Source organism: Mesorhizobium sp. M8A.F.Ca.ET.161.01.1.1 (assembly GCF_004792105.1).
Taxonomy (GTDB): Bacteria; Pseudomonadota; Alphaproteobacteria; order Rhizobiales; family Rhizobiaceae; genus Mesorhizobium.
Window position 1 is genome coordinate 902,947 of record NZ_SRTD01000001.1, and the last position, 18,713, is coordinate 921,659.

Annotated in this window: 23 protein-coding genes and 1 pseudogene; 3 read left to right on the plus strand and 21 right to left on the minus strand. The window is 63.8% G+C overall.

The annotated features are described in order from the left end of the window. Positions 1–64: 64 nt before the first annotated feature. The 6 genes from EN804_RS04625 to EN804_RS04650 form a co-directional block, all read right to left on the minus strand. Entirely contained in the window at positions 65–604 is a 540-nt protein-coding gene (locus tag EN804_RS04625) for a MerR family transcriptional regulator (RefSeq protein ID WP_127280880.1), read from the minus strand. A gap of 215 nt (positions 605–819) precedes the next feature. Beyond that, entirely contained in the window at positions 820–1,143 is a 324-nt protein-coding gene (locus EN804_RS04630) for an integration host factor subunit alpha (RefSeq protein WP_010915609.1), read from the minus strand. Between the two features lie 101 nt (positions 1,144–1,244). Continuing rightward, positions 1,245–2,216 carry a beta-ketoacyl-ACP synthase III gene (locus EN804_RS04635; protein WP_135918734.1) on the minus strand — a complete coding sequence of 324 codons (972 nt, stop codon included), beginning with the start codon at positions 2,214–2,216 and terminating at the stop codon, positions 1,245–1,247. Positions 2,217–2,225: 9 nt separating this feature from the next. Next, positions 2,226–3,296, minus strand: a complete 1,071-nt coding sequence (gene plsX / locus EN804_RS04640; RefSeq protein WP_127869623.1) for a phosphate acyltransferase PlsX — start codon at positions 3,294–3,296, stop codon at positions 2,226–2,228. A 113-nt stretch (positions 3,297–3,409) separates the two neighbouring features. Continuing rightward, the gene (locus EN804_RS04645) at positions 3,410–3,958 is read right to left on the minus strand and encodes a DUF177 domain-containing protein (RefSeq protein ID WP_135880056.1); all 549 of its coding nucleotides are present in this window, start codon (positions 3,956–3,958) and stop codon (positions 3,410–3,412) included. Continuing rightward, on the minus strand, positions 3,955–4,503 hold the full coding sequence (locus EN804_RS04650; protein ID WP_135918735.1) for a ubiquinol-cytochrome C chaperone family protein: 549 nt from the start codon (positions 4,501–4,503) through the stop codon (positions 3,955–3,957). The genes EN804_RS04645 and EN804_RS04650 overlap by 4 nt, the downstream gene beginning before the upstream one ends. A 114-nt stretch (positions 4,504–4,617) precedes the next feature. On the opposite strand from EN804_RS04650, the gene EN804_RS04655 reads away from it, so the two are divergent. Both EN804_RS04655 and EN804_RS37890 read left to right on the plus strand, forming a co-directional pair. Continuing rightward, the gene (locus tag EN804_RS04655) at positions 4,618–5,130 is read left to right on the plus strand and encodes an outer membrane protein assembly factor BamE (protein ID WP_127276589.1); all 513 of its coding nucleotides are present in this window, start codon (positions 4,618–4,620) and stop codon (positions 5,128–5,130) included. Between the two features lie 175 nt (positions 5,131–5,305). After that, positions 5,306–5,485 (plus strand): hypothetical protein, encoded by a 180-nt coding sequence (locus EN804_RS37890; RefSeq protein ID WP_245464284.1) that lies wholly within the window; start codon positions 5,306–5,308, stop codon positions 5,483–5,485. A 39-nt stretch (positions 5,486–5,524) separates the two neighbouring features. Here EN804_RS37890 and EN804_RS04665 read toward each other — a convergent pair whose 3' ends face one another. From EN804_RS04665 to EN804_RS04685, 5 genes are all read right to left on the minus strand, one after another. Further along, positions 5,525–7,666 carry a sodium-translocating pyrophosphatase gene (locus tag EN804_RS04665; protein WP_127869624.1) on the minus strand — a complete coding sequence of 714 codons (2,142 nt, stop codon included), beginning with the start codon at positions 7,664–7,666 and terminating at the stop codon, positions 5,525–5,527. Positions 7,667–7,906: 240 nt separating this feature from the next. After that, complete coding sequence (locus tag EN804_RS04670; protein ID WP_127279858.1) at positions 7,907–8,656, minus strand: ABC transporter permease; 750 nt, start codon at positions 8,654–8,656, stop codon at positions 7,907–7,909. Beyond that, the gene (locus tag EN804_RS04675) at positions 8,653–9,591 is read right to left on the minus strand and encodes an ABC transporter ATP-binding protein (protein ID WP_135918736.1); all 939 of its coding nucleotides are present in this window, start codon (positions 9,589–9,591) and stop codon (positions 8,653–8,655) included. The genes EN804_RS04670 and EN804_RS04675 overlap by 4 nt, the downstream gene beginning before the upstream one ends. After that, positions 9,588–10,751, minus strand: a complete 1,164-nt coding sequence (locus EN804_RS04680; RefSeq protein WP_135918737.1) for an ABC transporter permease — start codon at positions 10,749–10,751, stop codon at positions 9,588–9,590. The genes EN804_RS04675 and EN804_RS04680 overlap by 4 nt, the downstream gene beginning before the upstream one ends. A 37-nt stretch (positions 10,752–10,788) precedes the next feature. Next, positions 10,789–11,700: an ABC transporter substrate-binding protein gene (locus EN804_RS04685; protein WP_135880053.1), complete on the minus strand. Its 912-nt coding sequence runs from the start codon at positions 11,698–11,700 to the stop codon at positions 10,789–10,791. A gap of 218 nt (positions 11,701–11,918) precedes the next feature. Here EN804_RS04685 and EN804_RS04690 point away from each other — a divergent pair, with 218 nt between their 5' ends. Further along, positions 11,919–12,491, plus strand: coding sequence for an NADPH-dependent FMN reductase (locus EN804_RS04690; protein ID WP_127279854.1), 573 nt, complete (start codon positions 11,919–11,921; stop codon positions 12,489–12,491). On the opposite strand, the gene EN804_RS04695 is transcribed toward EN804_RS04690, so the two are convergent. The 10 genes and pseudogenes from EN804_RS04695 to EN804_RS04740 form a co-directional block, all read right to left on the minus strand. Continuing rightward, a complete protein-coding gene (locus tag EN804_RS04695) occupies positions 12,467–13,705 on the minus strand; it encodes an MFS transporter (protein WP_135918738.1) in 1,239 nt (412 codons plus the stop codon). The two genes, EN804_RS04690 and EN804_RS04695, sit on opposite strands and share 25 nt — an antisense overlap. Beyond that, positions 13,702–14,202: a transcription antitermination factor NusB gene (nusB, locus tag EN804_RS04700; protein WP_127281214.1), complete on the minus strand. Its 501-nt coding sequence runs from the start codon at positions 14,200–14,202 to the stop codon at positions 13,702–13,704. The genes EN804_RS04695 and nusB overlap by 4 nt, the downstream gene beginning before the upstream one ends. Continuing rightward, positions 14,199–14,693 (minus strand): 6,7-dimethyl-8-ribityllumazine synthase, encoded by a 495-nt coding sequence (gene ribH / locus EN804_RS04705; protein WP_135880052.1) that lies wholly within the window; start codon positions 14,691–14,693, stop codon positions 14,199–14,201. Before ribH ends, nusB begins: the two co-directional genes overlap by 4 nt. Positions 14,694–14,772: 79 nt before the next feature. Next, positions 14,773–15,038, minus strand: a pseudogene (locus tag EN804_RS04710) (type II toxin-antitoxin system RelE/ParE family toxin). After that, a complete protein-coding gene (locus EN804_RS04715; protein ID WP_135918739.1) occupies positions 15,038–15,298 on the minus strand; it encodes a ribbon-helix-helix domain-containing protein in 261 nt (86 codons plus the stop codon). The pseudogene EN804_RS04710 and the gene EN804_RS04715 overlap by 1 nt, the downstream one beginning before the upstream one ends. 70 nt (positions 15,299–15,368) lie before the next feature. Next, entirely contained in the window at positions 15,369–15,986 is a 618-nt protein-coding gene (locus EN804_RS04720; RefSeq protein WP_127869632.1) for a riboflavin synthase, read from the minus strand. 6 nt (positions 15,987–15,992) lie between these two features. Next, positions 15,993–17,129, minus strand: coding sequence for a bifunctional diaminohydroxyphosphoribosylaminopyrimidine deaminase/5-amino-6-(5-phosphoribosylamino)uracil reductase RibD (gene ribD / locus EN804_RS04725; protein ID WP_127869633.1), 1,137 nt, complete (start codon positions 17,127–17,129; stop codon positions 15,993–15,995). Positions 17,130–17,131: 2 nt separating this feature from the next. Further along, the gene (gene nrdR, locus EN804_RS04730; protein ID WP_127281280.1) at positions 17,132–17,611 is read right to left on the minus strand and encodes a transcriptional regulator NrdR; all 480 of its coding nucleotides are present in this window, start codon (positions 17,609–17,611) and stop codon (positions 17,132–17,134) included. A gap of 97 nt (positions 17,612–17,708) precedes the next feature. Beyond that, positions 17,709–18,038: a GlpM family protein gene (locus EN804_RS04735; protein ID WP_127281281.1), complete on the minus strand. Its 330-nt coding sequence runs from the start codon at positions 18,036–18,038 to the stop codon at positions 17,709–17,711. Positions 18,039–18,070: 32 nt separating this feature from the next. Beyond that, positions 18,071–18,649 carry a hypothetical protein gene (locus EN804_RS04740; protein WP_135864024.1) on the minus strand — a complete coding sequence of 193 codons (579 nt, stop codon included), beginning with the start codon at positions 18,647–18,649 and terminating at the stop codon, positions 18,071–18,073. Positions 18,650–18,713 lie beyond the last annotated feature (64 nt).

The following is an 18,713-nucleotide window of genomic DNA, read 5'->3' on the forward strand; positions in this document are numbered from 1 at the left end:
AACGTAACGCCTCACCCGACCGCCGGTTCCGGTTTCAAGGCGTCAAAGCACCCGGTACTCGCGGTCAGCGCACCTGGTCAAGCAGACGCTTGCATTCCAGGAGGTCGAACAGCGCCTCCTGCAGCAGCGCGCGATTGTCACGCGAGAGTTTCGACGCGTCCGGCGCGACCGGACCTTCCTCGTCGCTCTTGCCCAGGCCGAAGAAGCGGCGGCTGGGCTTGACCCTTGGCTGGCCAACCAGTTCGTCATCTCCGCCGCGCGGCTGTGCAGCCGGCGTCAGCGGCACCTGGTCGGCCTGCTTGCGTTGCGAGATCGCCTCGACCGCGGCCATGTCGCCATTGCCGATGGCGACCAGGAAATGATTGCCGTTTTCGCGCAGCAGCTTCTGCACGCCCTTGATGGTGTAGCCCTGGTCATAGAGCATGTGGCGGATGCCCTTGATCAGTTCGACATCCTGCGGCCGGTAGTAGCGGCGGCCGCCGCCGCGCTTCATCGGCTTGATCTGGTTGAAGCGCGTCTCCCAGAAACGCAGCACATGCTGCGGCAGGTCGAGATCTTCCGCGACCTCGCTGATGGTGCGGAAGGCGTCGGGGCTCTTGTCCATGGGCGAAATCCTCACGCTGGAGCGTGGCCCGGAACGGTCTTCAGACGAGATCGCGCCCAACGAGGAGAAGAGCTTGTTCCGCCAGCGCGGAACAGATCATACGCCAGAACACCAATCCGGCCATACCGCCGAATCGGGCCTTATTTCAGCGGTTTGTGAAGCAATATTCAAGCCCGCCGTCATCGCCGCGCCGGTTTTCAACCGGGCAATGAAGGCTATTTGCCGCCCTTGGCCTTGCTGTTCTGGTGAGAACGCAAGATGCGGTTCTTCAACACGTTGGACGATTTGAAGGTCATCACCCGACGCGGCAGGATCGGAACTTCCTCGCCGGTCTTGGGATTGCGTCCGATGCGCTCATTCTTGGAGCGGACATGAAATGTCGCGAAGGACGACAGCTTCACTGTCTCGCCGCGCACGATCGCTTCACAGATTTCGTCCAGCACGGCCTCGACGAGTTCGGCGGACTCAGTGCGCGACAGGCCGACCTTTCTGTAGACGGCCTCGGCCAGGTCGGCGCGAGTAAGTGTTTTTCCCCCCATGCGACCGTCCCATCAGTTCAAACGTAAAATCGGCACAACAGCGGCAGAGCCTAAGTAATTGATCCGGCAAGGTCAAGGACCGAAACCGGGCCGTTCTCCACTTACCAGCGAACCAGAACGGCGCCCCAGGTGAAGCCGCCGCCCATCGCCTCCAGGAGCACCAGGTCACCCTTCTTGATGCGGCCGTCGGCGACGGCCACCGACAGCGCCAGCGGTACGGAAGCAGCCGAGGTGTTACCGTGCAAATCGACGGTCACCACCACCTTTTGCTCTGCTATCCCGAGCTTTTTGGCTGAAGCGTCAATAATCCGTTTATTGGCCTGGTGAGGCACGAACCAATCAAGGTCTTCGGCGGTAATCCCAGCGGCCGAGAAGGTCGCCTCGATGACATCGGTGATCATGCCGACCGCGTGCTTGAAGACCTCGCGGCCTTCCATGCGCAAATGACCGACCGTTCCCGTCGTCGACGGTCCGCCGTCGACGAAGAGCTTCTCCTTGTGCGCGCCGTCGGAACGCAGGCTGGCCGCCAGCACGCCCCGGTCGGCGATCGTCCCGGCCCCCTCGCCCGCTTCCAGAACCAGCGCACCGGCGCCGTCGCCAAACAGCACGCAGGTCGAGCGATCGCTCCAGTCGAGAATGCGCGAAAAGGTTTCCGAACCGATCACCAGCACGCGCTTTGCCAGGCCACCGCGGATATAGAGGTCGGCTGTCGCCACCGCATAGACGAAGCCGGAGCACACCGCCTGCATGTCGAAGGCAAAACCGTGATGCATACCGAGCCGGTTCTGGATTTCGACGGCAGTGGCGGGGAAGGTGTTGTTTGGCGTCGAAGTCGCCAGCACGATCAGATCGACGTCGTCCGGGGTCAATCCGGCATCGGCAAGGGCGGCGCGCGCCGCGGCCTCGCCCAGGGAAGCCGTCGTCTCGTCGTCAGCCGCGATATGGCGCTGGCGGATGCCGGTGCGCTGGGCGATCCACTCGTCGGAGGTCTCGACCATGCCTTCAAAATCGGCATTCTTCATGATGCGGCGGGGCAGCGCGGAGCCCATGCCGCGCACAACTGATCTGATCAAAATTCTTTCCTATTCCTTTGCGTCGGTAACGACGTCGGATTTCCTAGATGTCAGGGCATGCGGGTTGCGCGCATGGAACAGATCGAGGTCGGCCTCGATGCGGTCGAGCAGATTGTTGCGCACCATGTCGTAGCCGAGTTCGATCGCCGCGGCGAAACCATCCGAATCGGCGCCGCCATGGCTTTTGACGACGATGCCGTTCAGCCCCAGGAACACGCCGCCATTGGAGCGGCCGACATCCATCTTTTCGCGCAGGCGGTCGAAGGCGCCCTTGGCGAAGACATAGCCGATCTTGGCCATCAGCGTGCGGCTCATCGCGGCCCGCAGATAGCCGCCTATCTGGCGGGCGGTGCCTTCAGCCGTCTTCAGCGCGATGTTGCCGGCGAAGCCTTCCGTCACCACGACGTCGACCGTCCCCTTGCCGATGTCGTCGCCTTCGACGAAGCCATGGTAGTTCATCGAGGCCATGTTGGCTTCGCGCAACATGCGTCCCGCTTCCTTGACCTCTTCCTGGCCCTTGATCTCTTCCACGCCGACATTGAGCAGGCCGACCGTGGGCCGGGCGATGCCGAATACGGAACGCGCCATGCCGGTGCCGAGAATGGCAAAATCGATGAGTTGGTGCGCATCGGCGCCAATGGTGGCGCCCACATCCAGAACCACGCTTTCGCCACGCAATGTCGGCCACAATGCCGCAATCGCCGGGCGTTCGATGGTGGCCATGGTGCGCAGGCAGAATTTCGACATCGCCATCAGCGCGCCGGTGTTGCCGGCGGAAATGCATGCATCCGCGGCGCCCGATTTGACCGCCTCGACCGCCTTCCACATCGACGATTTCCAGCGGCCGTGGCGCAGCGCCTGGCTCGGTTTGTCGTCCATCCTGACCGCGATCTCGCAGTGGAAGAACTCGCTGACCTCGGCCAATTTGGGGAACTTGGCGAGTTCGGGGCGCACCAGTTCCTCACGTCCGTAGATGACGAAGCGGATGTCGGGACGGCGGGTCGCGACCGTCATGAGCGCTGGAATGACCACGGTTGGTCCGTGATCGCCGCCCATGGCATCGATGGAAATCCTGATCACGCGGTATTCATCTCACGGTTAGGCGGCAAGTCGTTTTAGTGATCGCAAAGGCTCGGCGAAAATAGCGGTTTTAGGCTGTCGCACAACCGACTTTTCCGTCGCGGGCGAGGTTTTCAGGATTTTCCCAGCAAGGATCGCAGTTTTTGCTGAAATTCATTCTCCGCCGATCCGGTGTCGTCACCGGCATCAAGCGACGCGCCGGGCTTGCGCGGATAGGGGTCGATCGCCAATCCGAAGAACTGTTCGGCAAGCGCCCCGACATCGATGGTGTCGCCTGAAAATGTCTCGGGGCTATCGGGCCCATCCGCGTCGAGCAGAATTTCGCCGCCGCCATCGAATCCCTGCCGTCCGAGCTTGGAGTCCTCGGGCAAGAGCAGCGCCTCGACCGGCTCATCGATATGTGCCTGGACGGGGTCGAGCGTGACGATGCAGGCCTGGGTGATGTCTGCCTCGACACGGCCGCTGAGCTTGACGCCATTGCGCTTCCACGACGCAACGAGCAGTTCGGCGCGATAGGCTTCGACCGACAGCAGCCCGTGCGCCTCGGCGAGTGCGGCGCGTTGCGCGGGGTCGGCCTCGATCACCACGGGCAGCCCCTTCTGTGGCAGCCGGGCGACATTGGCGAAAAAGGATACCGGACTTTGCATATCGGCGTGTTTCATCGATCAGCCTCCGTTGGCTCTGGAAATGCCACAGTGCCGGCAACGATCGATTCGGTCGGCTGCGCGTTCAGTTGCCGGCTGGCGTCGGCGACATACCCTGCCAAACGCGATGCTTCCGACCAGGCGTCGGCGTCGGGACGGACATTACGGGCAAGTGCCGCGGTCAGACCATCATGATCGCCTCGTTCCAGCGCATCATCATAGGCGGCGGTGCGGCCATAGAACATCTTCGCCAGTTTCTTCATGCGTTTTGGCACACCGACGTCGCCAATGCCCAGTTCCCGCAGCGAATGATCGACATCGAGGAAGAACTCGTCGATCAGCACCTGCGCGATCTCCTGGGCCACACCGTCCTCGCCGCGCAAGCGGTGCTGGACCAGGAACATGTGCAGCGAAAGCATCTCGAAACGGCCGAGCGGCGTGTCCGGCACATTCCAATGGGAATAAAAAACAGTCTGCCGCGCCGCCGCCACGATTTGTGCGTAAAGCGCGTCGGTGATGGCGCGGTTGGCGTGGCGTTCGCGGCCAAAAAGGCGCTGGAACATGGGGATGGTCTCCGGGGACCGTTTGTTGAATTGGCCTTGTTGCATCGGCAAGCAAGCTGGTTTACCGGTTTTGCGGCCCAGCGCAAGTTGCGGCGATATAATGGAGAATTGTTGTTGCGCGCGCTGAATTTCAAGTCGACCTTCTCGTCCAGGCCCGCCGGCGCGATCTCGCTGCTGGTTGTCATATCGGCGCTCTCGGCATGCCACACCAACAAGATGATCGGTGACCTCAGTCCGAGCGAAACGTTCACGCAAGGGTATGTCTATGACCAGCAGGCCGTCGATTCGGTGCCCGTCGGTTCCAGCCGCGAACAGGTGCTTCTGGCGCTTGGCACACCATCGACGACGGCGACGTTCGACAACGAGGCGTTTTATTACATTTCGCAAACCCGCAAACGCTATGTCGCCTTCGACAAGCCCAGGCTCGTCGACCAGAAAGTGCTCGCGGTCTATTTCGGTGCGGACGGCCGCGTCACCCAGATCGCCAATTACGGCTTGAAGGACGGCAAGATCTTCGACTTCATCTCGCGCACCACGCCGACCGGCGGCAAGGACCAGAACTTCCTCAGCCAGATCATCAACGGCGCCAGCAAGCTGGCCCCCAGCATGCCCGGCGGCACCCCCTGATTTCTAGATTCCTGCTTCCCTAGAATCCTGCTTCCCTGACCTTGGGGAACGGAAATGTCTCAGGCGACCGAAAACCCGTGGGAGCGATCTCACGGGTTTTTGTTTGGCCAATGAGGAGCCGGCTTGTCAGGGATGTGGCAAACCCATATCAACCGGCCAGGCTTGGGGCTTGGACATGAGCGGTGACGACCGTGCGGTGCCGGATGGCTGGATGACGACGGGGACACCCGACCGGCAGACAGTGACATCGGACTGGCTTGCCATCGATCCGCCGCCGATCGACGGCGTCAGGATCAAGGAAATCAGGCCGGTCGCAACGTCCAACCCGCGAGGATCGCTCCTCGCGGGTTCTTGATTTCAAGCGTTGAGCTATTTCAAGTTTCCGGGCTTCCGCTCAGCCGTGCGCGAGCACCGCCAGCAGCAGCAAGGCCACGATGTTGGTGATCTTGATCGCCGGGTTGACCGCCGGGCCGGCGGTGTCCTTGTAGGGATCGCCGACGGTGTCGCCGGTCACCGACGCCTTGTGCGCCTCGGAACCCTTGAGGTGCTTGACGCCGTCCTTGTCGGTGAACCCGTCCTCGAAAGATTTCTTGGCGTTGTCCCAGGCGCCACCGCCCGAGGTCATCGAGATGGCGACGAACAGGCCATTGACGATGACGCCGAGCAAGGAAGCGCCAAGGGCGGCGAAGGCGGACGCCTTCGAGCCCGAGATCAGCAGCACGCCGAAATAGACGACGAGCGGCGCCAGCACGGGCAGCAGCGACGGGATGATCATCTCGCGGATCGCCGCCTTGGTCAGGAGATCGACGGCGCGCGCATAGTTGGGCTTCGAGGTGCCGGCCATGATGCCCGGATCCTCGCGGAACTGCTTGCGCACTTCCTCGACGATGGCACCGGCCGCGCGGCCGACGGCCGTCATGGCGATGCCGCCGAACAGGTAGGGAATGAGGCCGCCGAAGATCAGGCCGGCGACGACGTAAGGGTTGGAGAGATCGAAGGAGATTTCGCCCATGCCCTGGAAGTAAGGATACTTGTCGCCATTGGCGGCAAAGAACTTCAGGTCGTTCGAATAGGCGGCGAACAGCACCAATGCGCCGAGGCCGGCCGAACCGATGGCGTAGCCCTTGGTCACCGCCTTGGTGGTGTTGCCGACCGCGTCGAGCGCGTCGGTGGAGTGGCGCACTTCCTTGGGCAGGCCGGCCATTTCGGCAATGCCGCCGGCATTGTCGGTGACCGGGCCGAAGGCGTCGAGCGCCACGATCATGCCGGCGAGGCCGAGCATGGTGGTGACGGCGATCGCCGTGCCGTAGAGGCCGCCGAGCTGGTAGGTGGCGATGATGCCACCGACGATGACGATCGCCGGCAGCGCCGTCGATTCCAGCGAGACCGCGAGGCCCTGGATGACGTTGGTGCCATGGCCGGTCACCGATGCCTGGGCAATCGAGTTGACCGGACGCTTGTTGGTGCCGGTGTAGTATTCGGTGATCACCACGATAAGGCCGGTCACCACGAGGCCGATGAGGCCGCAGATGAACAGGTTCTTGCCTGTGATGACGATGCCGGCGACGGTGCCGACCTCGCCCCAGCCGAGCGTGGCCGAAGTGGCGACGCCGAGGCCAACGACCGACAGCAGGCCGGTCACGATCAGCCCCTTGTAGAGCGCGCCCATGATCGAGCCGTTGGAACCGAGCTTGACGAAGAAGGTGCCGACGATCGAGGTCAGGATGCAGGCGCCGCAGATGGCGAGCGGATAGAGCATCGCCGCACCAAGGATGGCGGTGCCGCCAAAGAAGATGGCGCCCAGCACCATGGTGGCGACAACCGTCACCGCATAGGTCTCGAACAGGTCGGCGGCCATGCCGGCGCAGTCGCCGACATTGTCGCCGACATTGTCGGCGATGGTGGCGGGGTTGCGCGGATCATCCTCGGGAATACCGGCTTCGACCTTGCCGACCAGATCGCCGCCGACATCGGCACCCTTGGTGAAAATGCCGCCGCCGAGGCGGGCGAAGATCGAGATCAGCGAGGCGCCGAAGCCGAGCGAGACCAGCGAGTCGATGACGATGCGGTCGTTTGGCTGGAGGCCGAGGAACTGGGTGAGGATGAGATAGTAGATCGAAACGCCAAGCAGGGCCAGGCCAGCCACTAGCATGCCGGTGATGGCGCCCGACTTGAAGGCGATGTCGAGGCCGGCGGCAAGGCTGTTGGAAGCCGCTTGCGCGGTGCGCACATTGGCACGCACCGAAACATGCATGCCGATGAAGCCGGCGGCGCCCGACAGAACGGCACCGATCAGGAAGCCTATTGCGGCGGTGATCGACAGCAGCCACCAGGCGAGCACGAGCACGACCACGCCGACGATGGCGATGGTGGTGTACTGGCGTGCCAGATAGGCCTGCGCGCCTTCGCGAATGGCGGCGGAGATTTCCTGCATGCGCGCGTTGCCCTGATCGGCCGCAAGGACCGAACGTGTCGCCCATATGGCGTAAAGGACAGACAGCAAGCCGCAGGCGATGACGGCGGAAATTATGGTCATTGCCGGGTTTTCCTCGATTGTTGGCCCAAAAGAACCCCTCCCTGGGCCGTTGAGACAAAGACGGAATCCCGTGCATGGAATCCCCCTCTTCGCATCGGTGTATGCGAAACAGGGCTGCGAACGTCAAGATATTGTTCGATTTTTGCCCGGCTTTCGCCCAAAAGGTCCAGGCGGGCGAGTGTGGGTCGCGATCGCCCGGCGGTTAGATCGATTGAAATCGATCCCGACCATCGGGCATGGTCAGTCCGCTTCCCTGCCCATGCGCCGCGCCGCGTAGCGCTCGACCGCGGACAGTCCATCATAGATCAGCACGGCAAGCGCCGCGACGATCAGACCGCCCTGCAGGATGAAGGCCAGATTGTTCGACAGCAAGCCGGCGATGATCACTTCGCCGAGCGTCCTGGCGGCCACCGTAGAGCCGATGGTGGCGGTGGCGAGGCTGATCACCACCGACAGCCTGATGCCGCCAAGGATGATCGGCGCGCTGAGCGGCAGTTCGACCTTGGTGAGCCTTTGCCAGCCGGTCATGCCGGCGCCACGCGCCGCCTCGACGACATTGGCCGGCAGCGTCGTCAGCCCGGTCAGCGCGTTCTCGAAGATCGGCAGCAGGCCATAGAGAAACAGCGCGATCAACGTCGGCTTCTCGCCGAAGCCGACGGCCGGCACGGCGAGCGCCAGCACCGCCACCGGCGGAAAGGTCTGGCCGATATTGACCAGGCTGCGCGACAGCGGCAGGAATTCAGCGCCGGCAGGCCGGGTCACCAGGATGGCAAGCGCCACAGCGACGATGGTGGCCGCGACGGTCGCGATCAGCACGGTGCGCAGATGCAGCAGCGTAAGCGTCAGCAGGCTGCCTTGATTGTAGATCGCGGGAGCGTTGTTTTCGGTCAGCGGCTTCAGCAACGGCTCGAACCAACCCGGGCTGGTGATGAAGGCAACGAGCAACACCACCAGTGCAAGCCTGAGCAGCAGAGGCAGCCAGGCTTTCATGCCGGCCTCGCCGCCCGCTTGATCAGGCCATCCACGGTGACGCGACCGAGCGGCTTGCCGTCGGCGCCCTTCACCGGCAGCGCCGGTCTGCCGGACCAGAGAAGTTCCGCGAGCGCGTCACGCTGGCTGGCGTCGCCGGGGATCGCCTCGCCTTCGGCCCCGCCCTGCTCCACGGCGTCGCGCACTCGCCCGAGCGACAGCAGCCTGAATGGCCTTTCGCTGGCGCCAACCAGCGTCTCGACAAAGGCGTTGGCCGGCCTCGCCAGGATCTCCGCCGGCCTTGCATATTGCACGAGCTTGCCGGCATCCATCACCGCGATCCTGTCGCCCATATGCACGGCCTCCTCCATGTCATGGGTGACGAGGATGATGGTGGTGCCGAAGCGCTTCTGGATCGCCAGCAGATCCTCTTGCGCCTTGGTGCGGATGATCGGGTCGAGCGCGCCGAACGGCTCGTCCATCAAAAGCACGTTGGGCTCGGCGGCGAGCGCGCGGGCAACGCCAACGCGCTGCTGCTGACCGCCGGACAGTTCGTGCGGATAGCGCGGCCCGAACTCCTGGGGGTCGAGCTGGTAGAGCGTCATCAGTTCATTCACGCGGGCCTTGATGCGCGCCTTGTCCCAGCCAAGCAGCACCGGCACGGTGGCGATATTCTGCGCCACGGTGCGATGCGGAAACAGGCCGTGGCCCTGGATGGCGTAGCCGATGCTGCGGCGCAGTTCGTAACCGGGCACCGATCGATTATCGGCGCCGTCGAGCTTGATGACGCCTGACGTCGGTTCGACCAGCCGGTTGATCATACGCAGCAGCGTCGTCTTGCCGGAACCCGAGGTGCCGACAATGACGGCGATGGTGCGCGGCTCGATGACCATTGAAACGTTGTCGACGACCGTCGTCGCGTCATAGCGCTTGGTGATGCCTTCGATCTCGATCATGCCGTTTCTACCCTGCGCTTGGTGGCGGTCATTTCGATCACCGCGTCGAGGATGATGGCGGCGGCAAAGGCGAGCGCCACGGTCGGCACCGCGCCGAGCAGCACCAGGTCCATCGCCGTCTGACCGACGCCCTGGAACACGAACACGCCAAAACCGCCGCCGCCGATCAGCGCGGCGATGGTGGCAAGACCGATGTTCTGCACCAGGACAATGCGGATGCCGGTCAGGATCACCGGAAAGGCCAGCGGAAACTCGACACCGAACAGGCGCTGGCGATCGGTCATGCCCATGCCCCGCGCCGCGTCATTGGCGGCACGCGGCACGCCGGCGAGACCGACCACGGTGTTGGCCACCACCGGCAGCAGCGAATAGAGAAACAGCGCGACGAAGGCGGGGGCGGTGCCGATGCCCCTGATACCGAGCGCGGCCGCGCCCGGCACATGGGTTGCGACCCAGCCGAGCGGCGCGATCAGCAGGCCGAACAGCGCGATCGAGGGGATGGTCTGGATGATGTTGAGAACATTGAGGACGCCAGCCCGCAGGCTTTCGACGCGGTGGCACAGGATGCCGAGCGGCAGGCCGACGATCACCGCGGCAAGCAGCGAGCCGAGCGCCAGGGTCAAATGTTTGGAGCCTTCGGCCCAAAAGCTGTCGGCGCGGTTGGAATATTCCTTGAGGATCGAGAGGCTGTCCCAGCGTCCCGACATCAGCAGCAAGCCGATGGCTAGCGCCGCAACGACAAGCACGCCAACGCGCGCCGAGGGCGGCAGGTTGAGCCGGGTCAGCACGTCGGCGAGCAAAAGCGTGAAGGCGAAGATGAGAATCCAGAAGCCGGAGGCCGGCGAGACCCTGGCAAAGGTGTTGCCGGCCGGAGTGAGGTATGTTCCGGCGACGCCGATGAGCAGCGCCAGCGCGACAAGCGCCACGACGCTGGCTGCAAGGCGCAAGATCAGCGGCGTCCTGAGCAGGGCGACAAAACCGGCCAGGACGAGGATCGCCAAAAGCAGCGGACCGGTCGTTGCCGGCAGTGCGTCAAGGATCGAACGTGCCTGACCGGGAACGATGCGGTTGGCGCGGAAGGTGGCGAACGGTGCGAGAAACGCGGCGTAGGCAGCGAGCGCGGCGATGACGACGCCGAGCTTGTCGAAACGGGGGCTCATAAGGCGCCTCGCACTGACGTCACTTATCGACGCGTAGCTACTTCAAGAACCCGTTCTTCTTCAAAAAGTCCTCGGCGACGCCCTTGACCGGCTCGCCGCCCACCTGCACGCGTCCATTGAGCTCCTGCAGGGTGACGAGATCGAGCTTGGCGAAGACCGGCTTCAGCAGCGTCTCGATCTCCGGATGCTCCTTCAGCACGGATTCGCGGATGATCGGCGCCGGCTGGTAGACCGGCTGCACGCCCTTGTCGTCGGTCAACACGACGAGGCCCGATGGTCCGATGCCGCCATCGGTGCCGTAGACCATGGCGGCATTGGCGCCGCTGGTCTGGTTGGCGGCCGCCGCGATGGTCGCGGCCGTGTCGCCACCCGAGAGGGTGATCAGCTGGTCAGGCTTCAGCGTGAAGCCATAGGTGGTCTGGAAGGCCGGAAGGGCTGCCGCCGAATTGACGAACTCGGCGGAGGCGGCCAGCACCACCTTGCCGCCGCCGGCGACATACTTGCCGAAGTCCGAGAGCGTGCCGAGTTTGTTCTCGTCGGTCACTTCCTTGCGCAGGGCGATCGCCCAGGTGTTGTTGGCCGGCGCCGGCGACAGCCAGACGATCTTGTTGGCGTCGTAGTCGAGCTTCTTGGCCGTCTCATAGGCCTTGGCGGCATCCTTCCACACGGGATCATCGGCCTTCTCGAAGAAGAAAGCGGCATTGCCGGTGTATTCGGGATAGATGTCGATCTCGCCGGCGGTGATCGCCTTGCGAACCACCGGCGTGCCGCCGAGCTGGATGCGATCCGTGGTCTTGATGTTGTTGGCGTTGAGAACGAGCTGGATAATGTTGCCGAGCACGCCACCCTCGGTGTCGATCTTCGAGGAGACGACGACCTGAGCGCTCGCGGAAGCCGCCGTGATGGCGAGCGCGATTGCCGCGCTGGCCAGAACCTTGACTGAAAACATTATGAGAATCCCTTGCTGTGAACCGGAATGCGGTGGCCGCATATGAGCATGGCTTCAACGGCCAGTCGGGGCACACGGTTTCATAAGAAAGGGGATCGACGCAATATTTTTGTTCCGTACGCGCCGATGTCGGCCCGGCGGCAACAGCGGGCTGGCGGTCGGCCGCCATCGGGTGGATAATGCCGCGGGGGTGCGGGGGCAAACACGGAGAGCGTGTCATGGCCATACACAAGGTCGGTTATCTCATCGGCAGCCTCGCCCGGGAGTCCATCAACCGCAAGCTCGCGAAGGCACTCGTTCAACTTGCCCCTCCCGAGCTCGAAATGACGGAAATCGGCTTCAAGGATCTGCCGCTCTACAGTTACGACTATGACGCCAATTTCCCACCGGCCGCCCAGGCTTTCAAAAAGGCGATCGCCTCGGTCCAGGCCGTGCTGTTCGTCACCCCGGAGTACAACCGCTCGATCCCTGGCGGACTGAAGAACGCAATCGACTGGGCCAGTCGCCCCTACGGCAAGAATTCATTCGCGCGCAAACCGTCCGCCGTCATCGGAACATCGCCGGGTGCCATCGCGACCGCTGTCGCGCAACAAAGCCTGCGCAGCGTTTTGAGTTTCTGCAACTCGCCGCAGATGAATGCGCCCGAAGCCTATATCCAGTTCACGCCTGGGCTGATCACGGATGAGGGCGAGGTGACGGTTGAATCCACCGAGGACTTCCTGCGCAACTATATGGCTGAGTTCCACATGTTCATTGCGCGGGTGCTTCAGGTTTTGCCGCCGGACGCATAGCTGTCAGCCGGCCGTAAGCTCTTCATCTTCAGCGCGCCGAGTGCCACGAAGCAAAGCGCGGCGACCGGAAAGATCATCCAGTTGAGCATCGTCCAGCCCCAGGCGTTGTAGACCATGCCCGACATCAGTGACGCGCAGGCGACTGAGCCGAACAGGACAAAGTCGTGGAAGCCCTGCACCTTGCCCTTTTCGGAAGGGTGGTAGCTGGCCGCCACCATGGCGGTGGCGCCGATGAAGGCGAAATTCCAGCCGAGACCGAGCAGGATCAACGCTGTCCAGAATTGCCACAGCGCCAGGCCCGACAAGGCAACGACGGCACAGCCGATTAGCAACAGCAGGCCGGTGGCGACAACGCGCTCGGCGCCGAAGCGATGGATCAGCGAGCCGGTGAAGAAGCTGGGCCCGAACATCGCCATGACGTGCCAGGAGATGCCCAGCGTCGCATCGTCCTCGGACAGGCCGCAGCCGACCATGGCAAGCGGTGCGCCGGTCATGACGAAGCTCATCAGCGCGTAGCTGCCGACCGCGCAGAAGAGCGCCGCGACGAAACGCGGCTTTGTGACGATTTCGGAAAGGGGTCTGGCATCGCCGTCGGCAACGTCCACCTTGCTCGCGGTCTTTGCCGGCAAGCGCAGGAACGACAGGATGATGGCGCCGACCGCCGCCAGCGGCAGGATCGAGGCGAAAGAGCCGGCAAACATGACAGGCGCGAACAATTCGCGGGTGAAGATGACGATCTGCGGCCCGAGAATGGCGGTGATGATGCCACCGGCGAGCACGAAGGAGATGGCGCGCGCCTTGAACGCCGGCGGCGCGTTGTCGGCCGCGGCAAAACGGAACTGCTGCACGAAGGCGCCGCCGACGCCGATGACGAGCAGCGCGAACGCGAACAGCCAGAAGCTGCCATGGAACAATGCCAGGGTGGCGACCAGCCCGCCGAGCGCTGTGACGACGGTTCCGGTCATGAAGCCGCCGCGCTGCCCCAGCCAACGGATGATGGCCGCAGCCGGCAAGGCACCGAGCGCCACGCCGAGGTTGAAGCCGGTGATGGGCGCCGTCGCCAGGGATTTGTCGGCTCCCAGCAGATATTGCCCGGCCAATGCGCCCATGGAGATGGCGATGGGGGCCGCCGAGCCGATGATCGCTTGCGAGGCGGCCAGGATCAGCGCGGTCCGCCGCGCCTCCCTGCCCGCCTCGACGGCGATGGCGGTCACGAAGCGTCCTTGCCGCGACCCTCGCCACGCACGCGGCGTGACACACGGTCGAGCACGGCATTGACCAGCTTCGGCTCGTCTTCCTCGTAGAAGGCCTTGGCGATATCGACATATTCGGTGACGATGACCGCGACCGGCACGTCATCGCGCTTCATCAACTCATAGACGCCCGCGCGCAGAATGGCACGCAGCGTGGAATCGAGACGCGACAGCGGCCAGTCGTCGGTCAGCGCCTGGCGGATGATCGGATCAATGGTCTTCTGGTTCTCGACGACGCCGGTCAGGATGGCGCGAAACCACTGCGCGTCGGCCTCGCGGTAGAGCGCACCGTCGACTTCCTTGCCGAGGCGGAACGCCTCGTACTCGGCGGTGATCTCGAACACGCCACTGCCGGCGACATCCATCTGGTAGAGCGCCTGCACGGCGGCCAGACGGGCAGCACCGCGCTTGTTGGCGTGGCGCACCGCGGGCTGTCCTGGCGAAGCGGGTTCGCTCACGATCGCGCTCCCAATTGTTCCTTCAGCGCGATCATGGTCAGCGCCGCACGCGCGGCAAAGCCACCCTTGTCGCCTTCCGAGCGCTTGGCCCGCGTCCACGCCTGCGCATCGTTCTCGGTGGTCAGGATGCCGTTGCCGATGCAGACCGACTCCTGCACGGACAGGTCCATGAGCGCACGGCTGGATTCATTGGCGACGATATCGAAATGATAGGTATCGCCGCGGACGACGGTGCCGAGCGCGACGAAGCCGTCATAATGCGTGCCGCCTTCGCCGGCGCCGTCCAGCGCGAAGGTGATGACGGCCGGAATCTCGAGCGAACCGGGAACCGTGACGACGTCATAGCTGGCGCCGGCTTCGTCCAGCGCGTTGGTGGCGCCGTCGAGCAAGGCGTCGGCCAGATCGTCATGGAACCGCGCTTCGATGATGAGCAGGTGCGCCTTCGTCTTGGGACGGATGAACGCCTTGCCGTGTTGGGATGTGCCAGCCATAAATGTCTCCGGGGGTTGCCGGTGACTTAGGCCGAAGCCGGATTGATCGCAAGCGGAAGATTGCCTGTGGGTAGTCGTCCTATCGATCCTCTCGCGTGTGCCATAGGCGCAGCAACAGAATCGTGGTGTTCGCTATCTCATAGCGAATCTCGTAGTTGCCGACCAAAATGCGGCGAACTTCGCGCGGCTCAAACTCTTCCAGCTTCTCCCCGATACGATTAGCCGCGCTGGCACGGCAACTAGCGACCGCACTGCGCTGGCGGCCGCCTGGTTGTTTACGGGCGCAAGAAAGTCATGAAGCCTGACCAGATCGGACAAAGCCCTACTGGTCCACTTCAGCTCCATCAACGTGGCACAGGCAACGGCTTTTCAGTACCAAGACTATCGGCCCAGGCCTGAACGGCCTGATGGTCTATAATCCGACCAGCGTCGACATCGGCCAGCGCCTCAAGCGTAAGCCGTCGACGCTCCTCCTCCAAATCGACCCAGGCAGAAAGGGCCTGTTTGACGGTCCAACCGCGCGGACGCTCAAGTCGAGCAGCCAGTTGGTCCACTTTCTCCGCAAGCGGCAGCGGGACATGGGCGGTGATAACTTTTGTGTCCATTCGACCCTCGCAATCAAGTTTAATCATAGCGATTAAAGTTGATTAAATCGAGGTGAGATTGGGGCTGTACCTACAGCCCCTCTTTCGCCGCCTCCGCCAGCCGGGCGGCGTACCGTGCCATGGTGTCGATCTCGAGATTGACGCGGTCGCCTGCCTTGCGCTCGCCCCAGGTGGTGACGGTCAGGGAGTGGTGGATCAACAGCACGTCGAAACGGGTTCCCTCGACCCTGTTGACGGTGAGCGAGGTGCCGTCGAGCGCAACGGAGCCTTTCGGCGCGATGAATTTCGCCAGATCGCGTGGCGCTTCCAGCGTGAAGCGCACCGCGTCGCCCTCATCCTTGCGCTCGACGATCTCGGCGGTACCGTCGACATGGCCGGAAACGATGTGGCCGCCGAGCTCGTCGCCGATCTTCAGCGCCCGCTCCAGATTGATCCTGGTGCCCGATTTCCAACCCGCCGCCGTCGTCAGCCTGAGCGCCTCCTCCCAGGCCTCGACCTCGAACCAGCGCGCGTTCGACCCGCTGTCGGGCAAGGCAGTGACCGTCAGGCAGACGCCACCGCAGGAAATCGAGGCGCCAATGGCGATGGTCTTGGGATCATAGGCGGAGTCGATGCGCAGTCCCACCCCTTCCCGCAGCGGCTTGACGGCGGCCACGGTGCCGATATCGGTGACAATCCCGGTAAACATCGATCTCTATCCCTGAAAATCCCTGATCCATTCGGCGTAGCCGTCTTCGCCGAACCGCATCTCGCGCAGCTTGCGAAAACCTGCCGGGATATGGTCGGCGTCGATGGGCGACGCAATGCCGTCACCGCCGATCGCTTCCGGTCCCTGGAACAGCACGATGCGGTCGACCAGCCCGTCGGCCAGGAAAGCGCTCGCCACCTTGGCGCCGCCCTCGACCAGCACGCTTGCCATGCCGAGCGCCGCCAGATCCTCGAGCAGTTCCGGCAATGCCACGCCGCCGTCGTGCGTCTCCGTGCCGATGAAGCGCACGCCGGCGCGCTCGAGCGCCGCCCGGCGCTGCGGATCGGCCTCCAGGCAAGCCGCAACGTAAAGCGGTACGCGATCGACGCCCGACACCAGCTTCGAGCCCTCCGGCAGCCTGATCTGGCGGTCGAGGACGATGCGCGCCGGTGAACGGTTCTCCAGCCCGGGCAAACGCACTGTCAGCGCCGGATCATCTTCCAGCGCCGTGCCGATGCCGACCAGAATGGCGTCCGCCTCGGCGCGCATCAGGTAGACTTCGCGGCGCGCCATGTCGCCTGTTATCGCGACTTGGCCGGCGCCTTCCCTGCCGATCTTGCCGTCGCTGGAAAGCGCAATCTTCAGAATCACTTCCGGGCGTTTTTTCAGAGAGCGAATCAAATAGCCCGCCATTTGTTCGGCCGCTTCGCCGGCCAGGACCTTTTCAACCACTTCGACGCCGGCGGCGCGCAGAATGGCATAGCCCTGGCCGGAGACCCGCGGATCGGGATCGCTCGCAGCTCCCACGACGCGCGCAACGCCGGCGTTGACCAGCGCATTGGCGCAAGGCGGCGTGCGGCCGTGATGGGCGCAAGGCTCCAGCGTGACATAGGCGGTGGCGCCGCGCGCGAGTTCGCCGGCCTCCGCCAGCGCCTCGGTCTCGGCGTGCGGCCGGCCACCAATCGCGGTCACGCCGGTACCGACGATCATCGGGCCTGAGCCGTCGTCACGCACGATGATCGTGCCGACGGATGGATTGGTCGAGGTGCGGCCGGCGTGCTTGCGCGACAGCCGCAAGGCCGCGGCCATGAAACGGCGGTCAAGGGCCGCTTGTTCGGCCTCGCTGCGTTGCGGTGCTGCCATGCTCAGCCGGCGTCCTCTTCGCTCTTGTCCTCGTCCCCCTTCAACTCGCCGAGCAGTTCGTGGAAATCCTTGGCCTCACGGAAATTGCGGTAGACCGAGGCGAAGCGCACATAGGCGACATCGTCGAGCGACTTCAGTGCATCCATGACCAGCCGGCCGACCTCACCCGAGGCCACTTCCGTCTCGCCCGAGCTTTCGAGCTGGCGCACGATGCCGGTCACGGCGCGATCGATGCGTTCGGGGTCGACGTTGCGCTTGCGCACCGCGATCTCGACGGAGCGCAACAGCTTGTCGCGGTCGAACGGCACTTTTCGCCCCGATTTCTTGACCACCACGAGATCGCGCAACTGCACGCGCTCGAACGTGGTGAAACGGCCGCCGCAATCGGGGCAGACACGCCGCCGGCGGATCGCCGCGCCGTCCTCGGCGGGACGCGAATCCTTCACCTGCGTATCTTCGGACTGGCAATAGGGACAGCGCATGGAGAGCCTTGGGTTCGCGAATCTGGTGAGGTGAAAGGCTTAGAGCCTTTCCGGTGCGGATTGAAGCAGTTCTGTTTCTTCGATCGCCTGCCGCGCCTCAGAGATAGCGAGGCGCGAGGAAGATTGCCAGCGCGGCAAGCAGCCAGACGGCAATGCCGCCGGCAACAGCCAGGCGATAGTCGACCTTGTCGATGAACAGCCAGCAGGCGCCGAGGAAGGCGAGATAGGCCGGAATCGTCTTCATTCCGGCAAGGCAGGCATCGCGGAACCCGCCCGGATCACCCTTGGCGCCGACGGCGAGCAACGCGATGACGGCAAAGGTCGGCGCCAGCGGCAGGATGCCGGGCAGGACATTGCCCCGCTTGGACGCCCAGACGATCAGGGCCGTCACCAGTCCGCCGACCACGCCTTTCCAGACGATATCCATGAGCAGCGCCTATGCCGATCCGGTCGTCCGCCTCACGGCGCCACATCCTTGGTTGGGAAGCCGCAGGACGTTCCGAGATTGCGGTAGGCCTTGGTGAAGCCGTCCATCGGAATGCTGGCGACAGCCTGCTTGCCGAAGGTCACGTCGAGCGAGGTGGCCTGGCGCATGGCACGCAGCAGCGCGAGACTGGTCTTAGCCTGATTGTCGACCGTCCAGCTGGGGCGGCCGATGACGCCATCGTTGGAGTAGACCGTGGCCGAAACCTTGACACCGGGATCGCCGAAAGTCGCCGCGATCTTCTTGCCGGTTGGCAGGGTCTTGTTGTCGATGGTGATCAAGATCGCCGGATAAGCATCGGGCGGCAGCGCATCGCCGGTCGAGATCGACAGTGTCAGCGTGGCCGAATTGCCGCTCGCATCGAAGAATGCCGTGGAGGCCGCGCAGGTCTTGTGCGCGTCCTGGCCGGTGTCGAGCGTATCGACCATAGTCGTCCAACGGCCGAAAGTGCTGGTGGCGGGCATGTCCGGAGCGGGCTGCGTCTGCGCCAAGGCAGGCCCGCAAGCAGCCAGCCAGCCGAAGGCGCTGAGTGAGGCAAGACAAAAATCGCGCATCATCAATCTCCAGTTCCATGCGTCACCCGATCAGGGGTGACGCACCGCCGGTGGATAAAAGATG